13 protein-coding genes are annotated in these 17,477 nt (G+C 49.0%); 9 read left to right on the top strand and 4 right to left on the bottom strand.

The window, feature by feature from the left end; genetic code table 11:
* Positions 1–4 precede the first annotated feature (4 nt).
* Positions 5–511 (bottom strand): GNAT family N-acetyltransferase, encoded by a 507-nt coding sequence (locus PKOR_RS01485; RefSeq protein ID WP_046308759.1) that lies wholly within the window; start codon positions 509–511, stop codon positions 5–7.
* Between the two features lie 131 nt (positions 512–642).
* On the opposite strand from PKOR_RS01485, the gene PKOR_RS01480 reads away from it, so the two are divergent.
* The 6 genes from PKOR_RS01480 to PKOR_RS01455 all read left to right on the top strand — a co-directional run bounded on the left by PKOR_RS01480 (position 643) and on the right by PKOR_RS01455 (position 9,371).
* Entirely contained in the window at positions 643–1,641 is a 999-nt protein-coding gene (locus PKOR_RS01480; RefSeq protein WP_046313913.1) for a quinone oxidoreductase family protein, read from the top strand.
* Positions 1,642–1,975: 334 nt separating this feature from the next.
* A complete protein-coding gene (locus PKOR_RS01475) occupies positions 1,976–5,020 on the top strand; it encodes a SusC/RagA family TonB-linked outer membrane protein (RefSeq protein ID WP_046308758.1) in 3,045 nt (1,014 codons plus the stop codon).
* Positions 5,021–5,032: 12 nt separating this feature from the next.
* Positions 5,033–6,601, top strand: a complete 1,569-nt coding sequence (locus PKOR_RS01470; protein ID WP_046308757.1) for a SusD/RagB family nutrient-binding outer membrane lipoprotein — start codon at positions 5,033–5,035, stop codon at positions 6,599–6,601.
* Between the two features lie 114 nt (positions 6,602–6,715).
* Entirely contained in the window at positions 6,716–7,591 is an 876-nt protein-coding gene (locus tag PKOR_RS01465) for a serine hydrolase (protein ID WP_046308756.1), read from the top strand.
* A 68-nt stretch (positions 7,592–7,659) separates the two neighbouring features.
* On the top strand, positions 7,660–8,631 hold the full coding sequence (locus PKOR_RS01460) for an N-acetylmuramoyl-L-alanine amidase family protein (protein ID WP_235337115.1): 972 nt from the start codon (positions 7,660–7,662) through the stop codon (positions 8,629–8,631).
* A gap of 53 nt (positions 8,632–8,684) precedes the next feature.
* The gene (locus PKOR_RS01455; RefSeq protein ID WP_235337113.1) at positions 8,685–9,371 is read left to right on the top strand and encodes an N-acetylmuramoyl-L-alanine amidase; all 687 of its coding nucleotides are present in this window, start codon (positions 8,685–8,687) and stop codon (positions 9,369–9,371) included.
* Positions 9,372–9,515: 144 nt separating this feature from the next.
* On the opposite strand, the gene PKOR_RS01450 is transcribed toward PKOR_RS01455, so the two are convergent.
* On the bottom strand, positions 9,516–11,714 hold the full coding sequence (locus tag PKOR_RS01450) for a S9 family peptidase (protein WP_046308754.1): 2,199 nt from the start codon (positions 11,712–11,714) through the stop codon (positions 9,516–9,518).
* Between the two features lie 174 nt (positions 11,715–11,888).
* On the opposite strand from PKOR_RS01450, the gene PKOR_RS01445 reads away from it, so the two are divergent.
* The 3 genes from PKOR_RS01445 (at position 11,889) to PKOR_RS01435 (ending at position 16,736) form a co-directional block, all read left to right on the top strand.
* Positions 11,889–12,143, top strand: coding sequence for an acyl-CoA-binding protein (locus PKOR_RS01445; RefSeq protein WP_046308753.1), 255 nt, complete (start codon positions 11,889–11,891; stop codon positions 12,141–12,143).
* A gap of 255 nt (positions 12,144–12,398) precedes the next feature.
* On the top strand, positions 12,399–15,365 hold the full coding sequence (locus PKOR_RS01440; protein ID WP_046308752.1) for a SusC/RagA family TonB-linked outer membrane protein: 2,967 nt from the start codon (positions 12,399–12,401) through the stop codon (positions 15,363–15,365).
* Positions 15,366–15,383: 18 nt separating this feature from the next.
* Complete coding sequence (locus tag PKOR_RS01435; RefSeq protein ID WP_046308751.1) at positions 15,384–16,736, top strand: RagB/SusD family nutrient uptake outer membrane protein; 1,353 nt, start codon at positions 15,384–15,386, stop codon at positions 16,734–16,736.
* A gap of 50 nt (positions 16,737–16,786) precedes the next feature.
* On the opposite strand, the gene PKOR_RS01430 is transcribed toward PKOR_RS01435, so the two are convergent.
* Both PKOR_RS01430 and PKOR_RS01425 read right to left on the bottom strand, forming a co-directional pair.
* Positions 16,787–17,230 (bottom strand): putative signal transducing protein, encoded by a 444-nt coding sequence (locus PKOR_RS01430; RefSeq protein ID WP_046308750.1) that lies wholly within the window; start codon positions 17,228–17,230, stop codon positions 16,787–16,789.
* Positions 17,231–17,236: 6 nt separating this feature from the next.
* Positions 17,237–17,461 (bottom strand): CDGSH iron-sulfur domain-containing protein, encoded by a 225-nt coding sequence (locus tag PKOR_RS01425; RefSeq protein WP_046308749.1) that lies wholly within the window; start codon positions 17,459–17,461, stop codon positions 17,237–17,239.
* Positions 17,462–17,477 lie beyond the last annotated feature (16 nt).

Raw genomic sequence — 17,477 nt, 5'->3', positions numbered from 1 at the left:
TTTTTTATTTCAGGCTTTTGCGCATTACAAAATCGTTCATCCAATAAGGGCCTATTGGTATATCCTCCTGCTGGTGTACATGATAGCCACAGCGTTCATAAAAGCTTTTAGCTGCGTTATACCGGTTTACGTTCAGGTCGAGTACAGCTCCGCCAAGTTCCCTCACTTCCTGTTCCACAGCTTGTATAAGTACTTTGCCGTAGCCTTTGCCTTGGGTCTGGGGCAGCAGGTAGATTTTATTCAGCTTGTATACTTTCTCTGCTTCGTCTTTTAGCGAGTAAGAAGCGAATCCTACTGGCTGGCCTTCCTCCTCATGGAAGAGTAAGAATGTCTGTCCCTGCTGCATCTGTTTATGCAAAGCTTCTTCCGTGTAGATTACTCCAAACATGAAATCTAGCTGCTCCTTTGTAAGGATGCTGCGGTAAGTTGGCTCCCAGGTGGCTTCTGCCAGTTGCATGATTAGTGGAATGTCGGCAGTTGTGGCTTGGCGTATGTGCTTGCTTGTGCTCATGTGGTATATGTTGGCGTTGCCCGCAAGTTAAGTGCTGTCAGCACAAATGCCAACCAAGGGTAGCCTTTCAACTCAGCCTGTAAACCTTATCTTTGTCTATATAAGTGCGTATTATTTCTAAAACGGATTTTATGAAAGCATTATACTTAGACGATATCAACACTCCCTTCACCATCATAGAGAAAGAGAAACCAGCTGCTGGCCCCGGAGAGGTAGTAGTACAGGTAAAAGCGGCTGCCCTAAACCGTCGGGATGTGTGGATTCAGAAAGGAAAATACTTTATAAAGAAGTATCCGGCTATACTTGGCTCTGATTGTGCCGGAGTAGTAACTGAGCTAGGAGAGGGTGTTGATAAGATCTGGCTAAACCAGGAGGTGATGGTAGACCCCTCTACTGACTGGGGAGACAACCCGCGGGCACATGCTGAGAAGTTTAAGATACTGGGTATGCCTGCCGATGGAGCCTTTGCCGAATATGTGAAAGTACCTGCCGATAATCTATATCAGAAGCCGCTGCACCTGAGTTTTGAAGAAGCCTCGGCCTTACCGTTGGCTGGAGTAACTGCTTACCGTGCCCTGTTTACAAAGTGCCAGTTACAGGCTGGGGAGCGGGTGCTGGTAACAGGCGCTGGTGGTGGTGTGGCACTGTTTGCCCTACAGTTTGCCTTGGCTGCCGGAGCTGAAGTATGGGTTACCTCCGGTGCAGATGAAAAAATAGGCCTGGCCCAGGATCTGGGTGCTGCCGGAGGTATAAACTATAAGCAGGAGAACTGGGGTAAGGATCTGAAAGCCCAGACAGGAGGCTTTGATGTGATTATTGACAGCGCGGCCGGCGAGGGTTTTGTGCAGTTAGTGAAGCTGGCAAAGCCAGGTGGTCGTATTAGCATGTATGGTGGCACTACGGGAATGATCGGGCAGCTAAACCCGGCAGAAATTTTCTGGAAGCAGCTATCTATTTACGGTAGCACCATGGGCACAGCCCAAGACTTTGCCCAGATGGTACGACTTGTAGAGGAGAAGGAGATACACCCTGTGGTGGATATAGTATATCCGCTGGAGAAAGCCGAAGAGGCTATGCGCTACATGGAGGCTGGTAAACAGTTTGGTAAAATTGTGCTGAAGGTACAGTAAGAAAATATTGATTGCCTGTAGGAGCTGTATGAACACTAGCCTACCTGGCAGGGTTTGACAAACAGTATACTCACCATTGAAGCGGGAATGCCAGCAGGGGAGTTGCCCTGCTAGCACTCCCGCTTTTTGTTTTTTAAAGCCGCTGTAAACGCAAAGATCCTGCGTCGGGTTTACTTATGGAGTTAAGGTGCGTGCTGCATGATTCCAGATATAAATAGTGAAGGTTTTGAGCACTTTAGCTCAAAATAATACCTCTGATATACTGCATTGTTCTGAAATATTAAGTAATATAGATTTCTGAGTATTAGAAAGTTAAAGTTATAACGTAGAACTTATGAGGAAACTATTACTACTTTTCTTCCTTGCCTATGTCAGCTTCATGCCATGGCAAGGGTGGGCACAAAGCGTTTCAATCTCCGGCCAGGTAACCTCGGCAGCAGATAACAACCCCTTACCTGGTGTCAGTGTGGCGGTTAAAGGAACAACAACCGGCACCCATACCGATGCAGACGGGCAGTTTACGCTCCAGGCTCCTGCAGGCAGCAGTCTTGTGTTTCGATACATTGGCTTTCTGACAAAAGAGGTGAAGGTGGGCAACGCTTCCACCATCAATGTAGCCTTGCAGGAAAGTTCGCAGAACTTAGGAGAGGTGGTGGTAACAGCCTTTGGTGTGGAGCAGGAGAAAAGAGCTCTCGGGTACTCTGTGCAGGAACTACAAACCAGAGACATCACAGAAACCCAGCAAGCTAACATTGTAAATGCTATGCAAGGCAAGGTAGCCGGCGTACAGATAACAAACTCAGGAGGAGCTCCGGGAGCATCAGCTATCATGATGATTCGGGGTGGTACCTCGCTGAGTGGCAACAACCAGCCGCTATACGTGGTGGACGGTATTCCGATAGACAATACCACGCCAGTGGGGCAGGGGGGGCTTTCGGCAGGAACAGCACCTGCTTCTAACCGGGCTATTGATATCAACCCAGAGGACATCGCTAGTATTACAGTACTAAAAGGACCTTCTGCGGCTGCGCTTTATGGCCTAAGGGCAGCGGAAGGTGTAGTGGTTATCACGACCAAAAAAGGAACGGCTGGCAAAGCAAAAATCAACTATTCCAACACCTTCTCTTTTGATAAAGTGAACAAGCTTCCGGACTTCCAGTCTGTGTATAAGCAAGGAGAGCAGGGCGACTTTGATCCGGCAGCTATGGGATCCTGGGGGCCAGCCTTCAGTGCGAATGAAACCAGGTACAATAACCTGGAGAGCATGTTCAAGTCAGCTTTCACACAGAAACATGACTTATCTGTAAGCGGAGGAAATGACCGCTCCACATTCTATGCCTCTGCCTCTCACTTCGACCAGGGGGGTATTGTTGAAAACACAGCGTTGGAACGTAACTCTTTCCGCCTGTCAGCTGATACCAAAGTCGGAGAGAAACTAAAAATCGGCGGTACGGCCAACTACATTAAAACCGGAAGAACGTATGTGTCGCAGGGTAGTGCCAGTGGTGTGATGGGTGCTGTGTACTGGCCTCTGAACGATGATATGGGTCTTTACCTGAACCCGGATGGAACGCAGCGCACCATTGGCGTTAATGACAACCCGCACTGGAGTGTCCGAAACAAGCCAATTACCAGCGACGTGGACCGGATTATGGCTGTTGGTACGGTTATTTATGATCCATTTGAGTTCCTGAATGTGACTTACCGTTTAGGTACAGATTACTATACGGATAATTTCAAGAGTGTCCGTATGCCTGGTACGACAACGGTTGGTGAGGAAAGAGGTGCCATATCGGAGTCTACCACTAATAACCGCATCACAACCTCTACCTTGCTGGTAACAGGTAAGAAATCATTTGGCGATTTTAATACAAGTCTCACCTTGGGGCACAATGCTGAGGATTCCCGTCGCCAGACTGCTACTTGGTACGGCCGTAACTTCATCGATCCAGGTTTTGCAAGTATAAACAACGTGGTACAAACCGACAGAACCATCTCACAGGCTATCTCACAACGCAGGATAGTGGGTGTATTCGGGGACTTAAACCTGGACTGGAAAGGAATTGCCTTCCTGAGCTTCCGCGGGCGAAACGATTGGTCCTCTACCTTGCCAGTCAGCTCTCGTTCTTTCTTTTACCCATCGGTAAGCACATCACTGGTTATAACAGATCTGCTGGAAGATATGGGTGCCATCTCAGGAAGCAGTGTGCTCTCGTTTGCTAAGATAAGAGCGTCATGGGCTAGAGTAGGCAAGGACGCTCCTCCGCATGTGTTGGCAACAACGCTTGCTACTGCTACCAACAGCTTTACCATCGCTCCGCGTGGTTTTATCTCCAATGCGAATGATTACTACGGTAACCCTGCACTGAAGCCGGAGTTCACAAATTCTATCGAGTTAGGTGCTGATGTTCGCTTCTTCCGCAACAGGTTAGGTCTGGACTTCACATACTATAAAACCAGTACCGACGAACAGATACTTGGAACCCGAACACCTCCATCTTCCGGAGCTTTCTTGGCCTACATGAATGGTGGCCGCATCGACAATGAAGGAGTAGAATTAATGCTGAACACGCAGCCGGTTACAAATGAGAACTTCACCTGGCAGCTAGACTTTAACATTGCTAAAAACACAGCCACTGTAAAAGAACTGCCTGGTACCCTTGACCGTGTTGAGTTATCAGATGCATGGGTAGCTGGCTCTGTGGCGCAGGGCGCTGCCTTCTTAGGAGGTTCTTTGTTTGGCATCAACGGTAACGTTTGGAAGCGAAATGAGCAGGGGCAGTTACTGCTCAACGACGAGGGGTATCCGCAGGTACAGTCTACGCTGCAGTACATCGGTGACCGTAACCCTGACTGGACAGGCGGTATCACAAATACATTTAGCTACAAAAACCTGTCACTCTCCTTCCTGTGGGATATTCGTGTGGGTGGTGATATTTACAACGCTACGGAAAACACGCTGGTGCGCTCCGGCCTGAGCACCAAGACGCTTGATAGAGGCCAAACCAGGGTATTTGAAGGAGTGATAGAGTCAACTGGTGAGCCTAACACTAAGAGTGTGGTGCTGGATCAGAACTACTACCAAACAATCTACCCTTTTCAGGGATACGATTTTGTGGAAGATGGCAGCTGGCTAAGAATGCGCTACATCACCTTAACTTACAATTTGCCGTCGCAAATACTAGAAAAAACACCAATCAGCAACCTGCAGGTTTTTGCTACCGGCCGTAACCTGGTCCTTATCACAGATTACTCTGGCGTTGATCCTGAAGTATCAGGAAGCGGTGCCGGTGTGGGAGGCTCCGGTTCGTTTGGCTTTGACAACCTGGGTGTTCCTGCGACCCGTGGTTTTGACATTGGATTGAAATTAACCCTGTAAATTTGTTTTCTCATGAAAAGGAGATTTTTAAATATAAAGCTGCTTTTAGTTGCTACAACCTTACTGTTCAATACTTCTTGTGAAAGTTATCTGGATATAAATGATGACCCCAACCTGCCAACCTCTGTGCCGGCTCATAGCCGATTGGTAGGTGCCATTACCACTTCCAATGGGTCGTCTATGTGGCGGGCCTCCCGAGAAGTTGCCGCTGTTACGCAGTACGCCTCTACAGCCCTTACAACAGGTTCGAACAGGAATGCTGAAACGTGGAGGTTTACAGCCAGTTATTTCTTCTGGCAAAACGCCTACGTATTCACCATGCCTAACTGTGTAGACCTTATTGTGCTGGGCGAGAAAGAAGGTAACCCTCATTTTGTGGGAGCCGGCAAAACCCTTCTGGCGCTCAATCTGGGTATGCTGACGGATCAGTACGGAGCAATTGTGGTAGATGACTACTATGACGGGAATTCTCAGATCAACCTTACGCCCACCTTCAACTCTCAGGAAGAAGTATACCAGCGCATTCAGCAACTGCTGGATGAGGCCATTGTTGCTTTTGACAATCCAAACAACAAGACTCCGTTGAACTTCAGTGGGGGAGATATCATGTATCAAGGGGATGTGGACAAGTGGCGTCGCTTTGCATGGTCATTGAAGGCCCGGTACCTGAACCATCTGTCTAAAAAGAGCAGCCTGTACGATGCCCAGAAGATTATCGAGGCTACCCAGAATGGCTTTAATGCAGATGGTATGGACGCAGAGTTTGCCTACTTGGAAGGCGGGCAACAGACTGACGAAAACCCGTGGTACAGCTGGGGTGGCTTTACTGCTGCCGATCCGGTGAACAACCGCTACTTCACCTGGACTCAGTTCTTTGTGGACCTGTTACAAAACCTGCCCGTTACAGAAACCGATTACCAGGATCCACGCATAAGCCGTATCATGGAACCGGCTCCGTCTGATGGGCAATACCGCGGCCTGAAGTCAGGCTTAGGTTTAGCAGGAGGCCAGGGAGGTACCGGTCAGTTTACAGACGTTGATGATTATGGACAGTTTAAAAACAGCGGGTTCTATACAAGAGCAACTTCTCCATTCCCTTTCATTACATATTCTGAAGTAAAGCTGATAGAGGCTGAAGCTCGTTTACGCTCTAATGATGCATCTGGAGCATTGGCCGCTTACGAAGAAGGCGTGAAAGCCAACATGCGCAAACTGGGCGTGTCGGCTGATGAAATCAATGCTTATTGGAGTGCGCAGCTTGCTAATGGTGTAGAACAGCACTTTAATAACCTGACACAAGGCCTGAGCCATATCATGCGTCAGAAGTACATTACACAATGCCTGAACCCTGAGACATGGGTAGATATGCGCCGTATGGACTACAGCCAAGAGATTTACGGACCTTACCTGCAGCGTCCGGCAAACATCAACACGGTTGTGTTCAATGCCAATGATCCGAATCAATGGATACAGGCCATGGTTTACGAAACCAACGAGCAGAACCGAAATGGTGCTCAGATCGGAGATAATTCAGAGCAGTACCGCTTGCTGACTCCGCTTTGGTGGAACATTCCTGAATAAATTGAAGCTGTAGTTAGATTTAGAGGTCCTCCTGAAAAGGAGGACTTTCTTTTTTTATTATATTTAAGTATGAAGAGTATTTCAGCTATTTTCCTCGGGTTGATTTTGTTTTGTATGAATTTACATGCTACTGCACAGACTTCTGCCCATAAAGTGCTGCGGCAGCAAACAGAGAGACAGCTGGGTGAGTTAATCAGCCGATCACCGGCGATTACTGGGCTGGTGGCTGTTGATCTTACCACAGGGGATACCTTCTCTTTCAACGCTGATGTGGTGTTTCCGCAGGCCAGTGCCATCAAGGTTCCCATCCTGATGAGCGTATACAAACAGGCACATGAGGGAAAGTTCACTCTTTCTGATAAGCGTGAAGTGGCTGCCACGGATGTAGTAGGCGGAACCGGCATTCTGAAGGACCTGGTGGACCTGCCTTCGGTGAGCATCCGGAACCTGGGTGTGCTAATGATTACGCTGAGCGACAATACTGCTACCAATTCGCTTATTGATCTGGTGAGCATGCAAGAAATTAATTCTATGCTACGGTCATTAGGTGCAAAGCAAACGCTGGTTCAGCGCAAAATGATCAATTCAGCAGCTTCTGGTAGGGGAGAGGAGAACCTTTCTACTCCGGCTGATGCGGCTAAAATCCTGCAGCTACTTTATAAAGGAGAGTTTATCAACAAGACTACTTCAGATGAAATCATTTCTATCCTGAAGAAAACGGATCGCCAGACAAGCCGGTTAGCAACAAGGTTGCCAGGCCATGTGCCGATAGCCTTCAAACCAGGTGTTTTGAATGGCGTTTCGACGGAGTGGGCTATTATCTTGCTGCCCGAGCGACCTTATGCCGTGGCCGTGATGGAAAGTTATAAAGTAGAGGGGCAGGCTGAGCACACGGTGGAGGAGCTATCAGAAGTGCTGTATCAGTATTTCTGGCGAACAGGCAATGCCACCCGCTATGGCACCTATGTAGATCCGAAACTTATTAAGTAAACCACAGCCTTCTAAAGTATACGCTAGCTATGTCCGGATACCTAATCTTCCTACTACTCATGTTATGCATGTCTGTGCACCCCGCTTCTATACTTGCCCAGGAGCGGGCCAGTCCCTTGATAGGTAAAATCATTTGCCTGGATGCCGGGCATGGGGGTACGGCAGAAACAGATAGTTACCGCGCAGGGCCTACTGGTGAGCGAGAAGAGTGGATTAACTTACGGGTGGCGCTACTGCTGCAAAAAATGCTGGAGGAGAAAGGGGCCAGGGTGTTGATGACACGCACGGCCGATGACAATATACCGCTAGCGGAACGCGCTAAGTTAGCTATAGAGAGCCAGGCTGATGTTTTCCTGTCGGTCCACCACAATGCCACTGCTGACGCCAAGGCTAATTTCCCAATCATTTACTTTCACGGAAATGCTTCTGAGAATGCTGCCAGTGTTGCTTTAGGCAAAGATATAGCGCAGGCTCTTGCTGAGCATTTGTATAATGGGAATACACCAGCAAGCCTGGTATCAGATCATACTATTTTTGCGACGGCGGGCACTAAGGTCCTGCGCGACACTTATGGTATTCCGGGTGTAATAGCAGAGGCCTCCTTCTTTACCAATACTTCGGAAGAGAAGCGGCTGAAGAAGCGGGCGTACAACCGCAAGGAGGCACGTGCTTATGTAGCAGCGTTGGAGAAATTTTTCAGCAAACAGGTTCCTCCTATACTTGATAAAAACTCACAGGTGAAGCTTCCTCCTTTCAAGGCTCTTCAAGAGGCTGAACGCATGAGCGAAACGGCCCGCCTCTGGCACCAGGATTACCTGCGAGCGCAGGAGCTGATGGCAAAAGGAGACGCTACCTCACTGCAGCATGCTTATGAGTTGTTCACCCAATCTGCCCGCTCTTTCCCCGACTCGTATGTGGCAGCGCAATGCCATATGAACAGAGCCTTCATTCTGAAGAAGTTGGGAAAAGTGGAAGAAGCCCACCAGGAGACACTGCGGGCTGAGGAGCATTATGTGCATGTAAGTGAGAGGCAGCTTTAAAGTGTGCCCATAATAGAGCAAGTAAATCTATCGCAACAACAAAAGAACTATAGATGAATGTGATCACAAGGCCATTTAAAGGGATGGTGGTAAGAGTGGGGGCCATAGGCCTATTGTTTCTGAGCGCCTGTGCCGGACCAGCTTTCAAAATAGTAGAAAAGCCCATCGTGTTTGATCAGGAGCGCAAGCAACTCTCCTTAGAGTACATGGAAGCCAGGTACAACATGCAAAAGGACGCTCCCTACATAGAGCCCAAAATGATCGTGTTGCACTGGACAGCCATACCTACTCTGGAAAGATCTTTCGCAGCCATGAACCCGACGCTGCTGCCTGGTGCCCGTACCGAGATTGGTGCAGCAAGTAACCTAAATGTATCCGCTCAGTTTCTGGTAGACCGGGATGGTACTGTTTACCGCCAGCTTCCCGATACGGCTTTTGCTCGACACGTCATTGGCTTGAACCACTGTGCCATAGGTGTAGAGAACGTGGGAGGAGGGAGCGAGGGGTTAACCAAAGCCCAGCTGAAAGCCAATGAAGAGTTAGTAAGATATCTAAAAAGCAGGTATGACATTGAGTACCTGATCGGGCACTATGAGTACAAGGATTTTGAGGGCCATCCACTCTGGAAGGAAGTAGATTCCGGTTACAGAACCCAGAAGGTAGACCCGGGTGTAGGCTTCATGAAAAAGATCAGGAAACGTACAAAGGATCTGGGGCTTAAAGGTTCTCCCAAATCATGAAGACAGCAGCATAGAATCACGATGAGTGTTTTTCTTCTAAGAGATAGGGCTTTTATGTAAGCATAATGTTTGATAGGAACAGAGAAGGCGACCCAAAGGGTCGCCTTCTCTGTTCCTATATGGCTGGCCAGTCCGCATCTGCGGTTATTGATTCTCTTGCTCCAGCAGGTTTAGCAGGAAAGCGTACTGCAGTGCAGTTTCTTTGTAGCGCTGGAAACGACCGGAGGCACCGCCGTGTCCGGCTTCCATATTGGTATGCAGCAAGAGCATATTATCGTCAGTTTTCATCTCGCGGAGTTTGGCTACCCATTTGGCAGGTTCCCAGTACTGCACCTGCGAGTCGTGGAGGCCGGTGGTAACGAGCATGTTCGGGTACTCTTTAGCTTCTACATTATCGTATGGCGAGTAAGAAAGCATGTAGTCGTAATACTGCTTCTCGGCCGGGTTTCCCCATTCGTCAAACTCACTGGTTGTAAGCGGTATACTGGTGTCGAGCATGGTGGTCACGACGTCCACAAACGGAACAGCCGCGATCACACCTTTGTAGAGCTCAGGACGCATGTTCACTACAGCACCCATCAGCAAACCACCGGCACTGCCACCCATGGCAAACAGTTTATCCGGATTGGTATACTTTTGCTCAATCAGGTACTCGGAGGCATCGATAAAGTCGGTGAAGGTATTTTTCTTCTTCAGCATTTTCCCATACTCATACCACTGGCGCCCCATTTCCTGACCACCACGAATGTGCGCAATGGCGTACACAAAGCCGCGATCGAGCAGGCTGAGTCGTACCGAGCTGAAGCTAGGGTTCATGCTGTTGCCGTAGGAGCCGTAGGCATAAAGTAGCGTGGGGTTGTTTCCGTTCAGGGTAAGTCCCTTGCGGTACACCAGCGATACAGGAAGCTTGGTACCATCGTCGGCAGTAGCGTAAATGCGCTTGGCTTCGTAGTTTTTTGGGTCGAAATTGCCTACCACCTCATCACGCTTCAGCAACTCGCGCTCCTTGGTCTGCATGTTGTAGTCGTAGGTTGAGTAGGGCGTGGTAAGCGAAGTATAACCAAAGCGCAGTTCCTTGCTGTCGAAGTCTGGGTTGTTGCCGATGTAGGCCGTATAGGCCTCCTCGTCAAAATTAATATAGTAATCGTTTTTGGCGTCTTTCCAGCCTTTGATTCGGATTTGGGTAAGGCCATTCTTACGCTCCTGCAGCGTCAGGTAGTCCTTGAAGATCTCAATCCCCTCCAGCAACACGTCTTCACGGTGCGGGATCAGCTCTTTCCAGTTCTCCTTGCCCGTCTTGTTAACAGGGGTCTGCATCAGCTTAAAGTTGGTAGCGCCATCCTTATTGGTTACTATGTAGAAATTGTCGCCGAAATGGTCTACACTGTACTCCAGGCCACGCTCCCGCGGCTGAATTACTTTAAAGGCGCCGTTTGGGTTGTTGGCCTCGAGGTAACGGTACTCCTGCGCCATCGTGCTGTGGCTGCCGATCATGATATACTTATCGGACTTGGTCTTGAACACATAGGTGCTGAAGGTTTCGTCTGCCTCGTGGTAGATTTCTTTATCCTGTGAGGCAGGAGTGCCCAAGGTGTGCTTAAAGATCTTGAAAGAGCGCAGGGCAGGGTCTTTTACAGAGTAGTAGACAGTTTTATTATCATTGGCCCACACGGCTCCGCCTGTAGTGTTTGGGATGGCGTCAGCCAACAGCTCACCGGTCTGCAGGTTTTTAAAGCGGATGGTATACTTGCGGCGACTCACCGTGTCCTCCCCAAAAGCTAACAACTGGTTATCAGGGCTAACACTCAGGCCCGCGGCATTGTAGTAGCTTTTACCCTCTGCACGCTTGTTGGCGTTCAGCATGACCTGCTCCTGTGCCTCCATGGTGCTTTTTTTGCGAGCGAAGATCGGGTACTCTTTGCCTTCTTCATAGCGCACAAAGTACCAGTAGCCATTGTCCTTGTAGGGCACTGACTCATCGGTCTGCTTTATGCGGCCCACCATCTCGCCATAAAGCTGCTCCTGCAGCTCTTCGGTATCGGCCAGCATTTGTTTGGTGTACGCGTTCTCGGCGTTCAGGTAAGCTATCACCTCCGGGTTCTCCCGCTCATTCAGCCAATAGTAGTTATCTATGCGGGTGTGGCCATGGGTGGTAAGCTCTTTCGGTACCTTTTTGGCTATTGGCGGCTGTGCTTGCTCATTTTGCGTAGCTGCAGCTTCGGTAGCTTGTGTAGTGGCAGATGTGCCACTGCTGGTGTTGCTGGAGGAGCAACCAGAACCTGCCAACAGGCAGGCAACCAGAAGCGATGCCGGGGCGGTTGCTTTGGGCTTTTTATATTTCATAGGTGAGGTTGGTAAGTGTCATACTAATAAAGTGCCTATAGCTAGTGATGATGTAGCTGCAGGTTTTTAAAGTTATATAAAATCTTTAGCATACAAAACAGATAACGTTATGCATGCAGAGCTTGTTTGCTTATCTTAATGCATCTCATCTTTTCACTTTAAAAGCGTATTAAAATGGCCACACAAGAAGAATTCGAAAGCGCAGTAGCAAAATCTCAAACCCTGACCGAGCGCCCAAGCAACGAGGTGCTGTTGAAACTGTACGCCCTCTACAAGCAGGCTACAGAAGGTGATGTTACGACAGAGCGCCCGGGAGGTTTTGACTTTAAGAATATCGCCAAATGGGATGCCTGGAAGAAGCAGGAGGGCAAGGGGCAGGAGGAAGCTCGTGCTGAATATGTGCAATATGTGAACCAGTTGGTAGGCTAAGAGAACAACTTATCAGGCACAGGTGAAGCCGCAGCCATGTATGGTTGCGGCTTTGTTTTTTCCAGCGTGGAGGGTAGCTGTCCTGAAAAAAACGAGACTTGGCACCAAGGTCCACGTTTAGTGTTTAAACATTTGGTGTTATTATAAATTATTGTTAGATAATTTATACTTAGGTGTTGGTAAACCCGTAAATATACTGCGTTATAATTATTTAACTGCAACTGTTCCCTTTTCCATCACTATAACCTCCATTCTATGAAGAAAAATTACCCTATGCGGCTACTATTGCTGCTGTTATGTATGATGCCACTCGCCTTGTACGGGCAGGCTACTGTACGAGGCACGGTTACAGATTTTGGATCTGGCAGAGCCTTACCCGGTGTAAGTGTGGTAGTGCCTGGCACTACAGTAGGTACCAACACTGATGCTGATGGTAACTTTTCCATCACACTGCCTACTGCCACCGGCAGGCTAACTTTCTCCTTTCTAGGCTATACATCGCAGACAGTAGATGTAACACCTGCTGTAACAGAATTGCAGGTACAGCTGAAGGAAAGTGTTACCAACCTGAACGAAGTTGTTGTTACAGGGCTTGCTACAACGGTAAAGCGAGCCAACGCAGCCAATGCAGTAGCCACCATAAATACCCGTGAGATAACCGGTATCACAACGCCACAGACCATGGACGCTGCCATCAGCGGTAAGCTAGTGGGAGCGAATGTGGTGTCTAACTCAGGAGCACCGGGTGGTGGCATTGCTATGAAGTTGCGTGGCATCACTTCTATTTTCGGAAATGCGCAGCCACTGTATGTGGTGGATGGTGTTATAGTAGATAACTCTTCCATCTCGTCCGGCCTGAATGCGGTAACAGCTGCCAGTGGCGGTGGTAATACTTCTAACCAGGACAACGCCTCTAACCGTATCGCTGACTTAAACCCGGATGATATAGAGACTATTGAGGTATTGAAAGGCGCCTCTGCTGCGGCCATTTATGGTTCCCTGGCCTCGGCGGGTGTGGTTATTATTGCAACCAAGCGCGGTGCTGCCGGCAAAACAATAGTAGACCTTTCGCAGGATATTGGCATTGCCAGGGCAGCCAATTTGTTAGGTATGCGCAATTTTACCGAAGAACGGGTGGAGGCAACGTATGGAGCTAGCGCTGTACCACTTTTTGTGGCCGCACGTAACGCAGGCCGTCTGATAGACTATGAGGAGGAGCTTTACGGCAACACGGGCATGCTTTATAACACACGCCTGAACGTAAGCGGTGGCAGTGAGAATACGCGTTTCTTTGTTGGTGGCCTTATTCAGGATGAGGAAGGAATCATCAAGCGGACTGGTTACGAAAAGAAATCAGTCCGTTTTAACCTGGACCACATCATCTCCAAAACGTTCGACTTTAGCCTTAGCACCAACTACATCAACTCTTCTGCTTCCCGCGGCTTAACCAACAACGATAACGCAGGTGTCTCCTTTGGGGTGGCTTTGTCTGCAACCCCTAGCTTTGTAGACCTGTTTCCGGATGAGAGCGGTTTGTACCCAGATAACCCTTTTGCAGCCTCAAACTTCCTTCAAACCCGGGATCTGATAACAAACGAGGAAAACACAGATCGCTTCCTGGGAGGCTTAACCTTAAACACTAACCTTCATAGTGGCACCTCAACTAACACAAGGCTTGTCATTAGGGCTGGTCTGGACTTTTACAACCTGCGCACAATCGCCATTTTTCCAAGGTTGTTGCAGTTCCAGTCACAGGGTAGGGGTACAGGAGGTGCTTCCATTCGGGGTAACAACTATAACCTGAATACCAACTATGCTGCCTTTGTGGTTAACAACCTTTCTGTGGCAGATGATAACCTGACATTTACTACCACGGTAGGTGCTACCCGGGAGAACTTTAACCAGGACCAGGTGCTGAATGTGGCAACACAGCTTATCGGTACACAGACAAACCTGGACCAGGCCGGAGCCTTAGAGGTAGAGCAAACACGGCAGATAGTGCGTAACAAAGGCCTTTTCTTTCAGGAGGAAGTGAACTTCCGGGACCGCATCATAGCTACGGCCGGTCTGCGACTGGATAAATCTTCTAACAATGCAGATGTAAACGAGTTTCAGTATTTCCCTAAGTTCTCACTTGCCCTGAACCTGGCTAACTTCGACTTCTGGACTGCAGAGTCAATCAGCCTGCTTAAGCTGCGGGCTGCCTACGGCGAGGCGGGTGGTTTCCCCCCTTTTGGCGCTAAGTATACTTCTTTTGCTCCCTCTAACATTGGTGGTAACCCGGGTTCTGTTGTGCCTATACAGCGGGGTAACGAAAACATAAAGCAGGAGCGACAAAAAGAGTTTGAAACAGGTATAGATGTAGGGGTGCTGAACGATAGAATACTGTTAGAGGCGACTTATTACGTCAAAACAGTATCTGATTTGATTCTGGTACAGAACGTGCCCGGCTCAAGTGGTTTTTCTACACAGGTTGTTAACGCCGGCGAGCTGCGAAACCGGGGAGTAGAGCTCGCTTTAAGTACAACTCCAATAGAGACACCCAACTTGAAATGGGACTCCAGAACAAGCTACTGGAAAAACGTGTCGGAGATAACAGAGCTGAATGTGCCAGCTTTCCCGCTAGGCGCCTTTGGTAACACGCTAGGTACTTTCTTTATAGAGGAAGGCAAATCTGCTACACAGATTACGGGTATCAGAGGAGATGAGGGAGTGGTGCAACTAGGTGATGCAACACCTGATTTTCAGATGAACTTCCACAACTTCTTTACGATCAGGCAGAACCTTACTTTCTCCTTCCTGCTGCACTGGAAGCAAGGGGGCGATAACATAAACCTGACACAGCTCCTGACTGACCTTGGCGGCACTTCCTTTGACTACGACGACGACGATGATGGAGACGGAGTGTCTAACGCACAGGAGCGTATAGGTGCTTTAGGTTCGAGCGCGGAGCCGTTCGTACAGGATGCATCTTACCTCCGCCTGCGGGAAATTGGCCTTTACTATTCGCTGCCTACAGCCTTCCTGCAAAGTGCTTTTGGTGGACTGGTACGCCAGGTTCGAGTTGGGGCTTCGGCTAATAACCTGTTCACTATTACAGATTATGATAGCTATGATCCGGAAGTTTCCAACTTCGGCGGCAACGGCCTTTCAACAGGGGTGGATGTTACCCCTTTCCCGTCATCCAGACGCTACTTCTTCCATTTCTCAATTGGCTTTTAACAAAACGTGATACTACTTATGAAAAGACATATAAAACAGCTAAAGCATGCACCGGTAGCCATTTTGATAATAGTGGGACTGGTGCTGCCGTCTTGCGAGATCAATGATATTCCGGATCCCAACAACCCTACTGTAGAGTCTGTGCTGGAGAATGCCACTGTGGACGACTTAAACAACATGGTGGTAGGTACAGAGTCGGGGATGCGAAATTTATTAGGCACGTACTTCGATAACGTGGGGGTGATAGGCAGAGAGCACTACCGCTTTTCCAGTGCTGATCCACGTTTTACCTCAGACTTATTGGGCGCCGGTAGTGCCCGTTTAGATGATAACACATTTTACACAACCAATCCCTGGGCAGCACGCTATCGGGTAGTGAAGAATGCAAACATCCTGATTGAAGCAGCCAACAATACTACGCTGATCACTGATGAGCAGCGGCAAGGATACCTAGCCTTCGCGAAAACCATCAAAGCACACCAGTTACTCATGAACCTTACCATGATGGATGAGCCTGGCATACGGATTAATGTGGAGGACTTCGATAACCTGGGACCGTTTGTGCAAAGACCTGCTGCGCTGGATTCTATTGCAGGCCTGCTTGATCAGGCAATGGTTCATGCGCAGAATGCAGGGGAGGAGTTTCCGTTTGCTTTGTCCTCTGGTTTTGCCGACCTGTACGATACAGGGGATGATGAACTGGATCCTGAGGATTTTCAGAAGTTTAACCGTGCCCTGGCTGCCCGGGTAGATGTGTACCGCGAGGACTTTGCCGGAGCACTGCAGGCCTTGGAAGGCTCGTTCCTGGAGTTGAACGATAACTTTGCGAAAGGAGTGTATTATATCTTCAGTACTGCGCCAAACGACCAGCTGAACCCCGCATTTTATGCACCTAATGCTACAGGGGAGGTGCGTATAGCCCATCCAAGCTTTGTTGAGGACATTGCTCCTGGTGATGACAGAATCTCGAAAGTATCCAGAAGAAACGAAATAGCTACACAAAGTGGCCTTACAGGGGAGTATGATGTGGCGGTTTACAAATCAAACACAGATCCCATCCCACTCATCCGGAACGAGGAACTGATCCTGATCTATGCGGAGGCTAACATCCAAACCGGCAACCTTCTTGAAGCAGTAAGAGCACTGAATATTATCCGCACAGGCCATGGGCTGTTGCCTTACACGGGCTTGGTTACAAGAGAGGCTCTGATAGATGAGATGCTGGAGCAGCGCCGTTTCTCTTTATACTTTGAGGGGCACCGCTGGGTGGATATGCGTCGCTACGGCCGGTTAGATGAGCTGCCTCTTGACCGCCCAGGAGACGACGTGTGGACTACCTTCCCAAGGCCGTTTATTGAACGGGCAGAATAAAAGAGAAGTAGACAGGAAATAGAAGAGGCAGCCGATGATGGCTGCCTTTTCTATTTCCTGTCCTTCCAATGGTGGCCGCAGTTATAGCATTTATACTTCCGGCTCAGGAAGGGCACCGGGAAGCCCAGCAATAGGTAGCTGAATGAAAATACCGTTTTGTTATACTTCTCCTCGGCTACGTTATCAGAACCACAGTTAGGGCAGGTGCGTGGCTGTACGTGCTCCTGCATAGGTGGGGCCATCTCAACAGTATCGTAATCGAACTGGCTGGAGCCTTCCTGAATGCGGGCAAGTATAGCTTTGGCTTCCATTACGTCGCCTTCGGTTACTTTCAGTTTAACGCCTCCCACAGCCACAGAGTAAAACGGCTGCACCCCCACAATGTGTTCGTCTCCTAAAAAGCAAAGTATACCCTCTGCCTCCAGGCGACCTTTCACGATGTGGGCCTCTGTAAGCTCGTTAAACGTAGCAATGGTAACCAGGCGCTCTGCCATCAGGTGTTATTTTTTAGGAGGAAGATCGAAAGCTTTTGCATCATGCTCAAAGTGCCCTTTGTGGGAGCCATCGCAGAAAGGCTTATTTTTAGAGAGGCCACAGCGGCAGATAGACACAAGCGTACGTCCGCCCAGCCCGTAGCTGTTACCCTCTTTGTCTACTATCTCGAACTCATCGCCTTCTACTCGCAAGGACCCGTTGCTGTTTACTGTAATCTTAGTTTTTGCCATAGTATTTGTTTGTTTG

This window comes from Pontibacter korlensis (assembly GCF_000973725.1).
Lineage (GTDB): Bacteria > Bacteroidota > Bacteroidia > Cytophagales > Hymenobacteraceae > Pontibacter > Pontibacter korlensis.
Note: the sequence above shows the minus strand (reverse complement) of the source record. Positions and strands in the feature narration are given on the sequence as shown.

Bases quoted from the DNA above. Each gene is read 5' to 3' on its own strand.
- PKOR_RS01485 (WP_046308759.1), bottom strand. From the start codon at position 511: ATGAGCACAAGCAAGCACATACGCCAAGCCACAACTGCCGACATTCCA.
- PKOR_RS01480 (WP_046313913.1), top strand. From the start codon at position 643: ATGAAAGCATTATACTTAGACGATATCAACACTCCCTTCACCATCATA.
- PKOR_RS01475 (WP_046308758.1), top strand. From the start codon at position 1,976: ATGAGGAAACTATTACTACTTTTCTTCCTTGCCTATGTCAGCTTCATG.
- PKOR_RS01470 (WP_046308757.1), top strand. From the start codon at position 5,033: ATGAAAAGGAGATTTTTAAATATAAAGCTGCTTTTAGTTGCTACAACC.
- PKOR_RS01465 (WP_046308756.1), top strand. From the start codon at position 6,716: ATGAATTTACATGCTACTGCACAGACTTCTGCCCATAAAGTGCTGCGG.
- PKOR_RS01460 (WP_235337115.1), top strand. From the start codon at position 7,660: ATGTCTGTGCACCCCGCTTCTATACTTGCCCAGGAGCGGGCCAGTCCC.
- PKOR_RS01455 (WP_235337113.1), top strand. From the start codon at position 8,685: ATGAATGTGATCACAAGGCCATTTAAAGGGATGGTGGTAAGAGTGGGG.
- PKOR_RS01450 (WP_046308754.1), bottom strand. From the start codon at position 11,714: ATGAAATATAAAAAGCCCAAAGCAACCGCCCCGGCATCGCTTCTGGTT.
- PKOR_RS01445 (WP_046308753.1), top strand. From the start codon at position 11,889: ATGGCCACACAAGAAGAATTCGAAAGCGCAGTAGCAAAATCTCAAACC.
- PKOR_RS01440 (WP_046308752.1), top strand. From the start codon at position 12,399: ATGAAGAAAAATTACCCTATGCGGCTACTATTGCTGCTGTTATGTATG.
- PKOR_RS01435 (WP_046308751.1), top strand. From the start codon at position 15,384: ATGAAAAGACATATAAAACAGCTAAAGCATGCACCGGTAGCCATTTTG.
- PKOR_RS01430 (WP_046308750.1), bottom strand. From the start codon at position 17,230: ATGGCAGAGCGCCTGGTTACCATTGCTACGTTTAACGAGCTTACAGAG.
- PKOR_RS01425 (WP_046308749.1), bottom strand. From the start codon at position 17,461: ATGGCAAAAACTAAGATTACAGTAAACAGCAACGGGTCCTTGCGAGTA.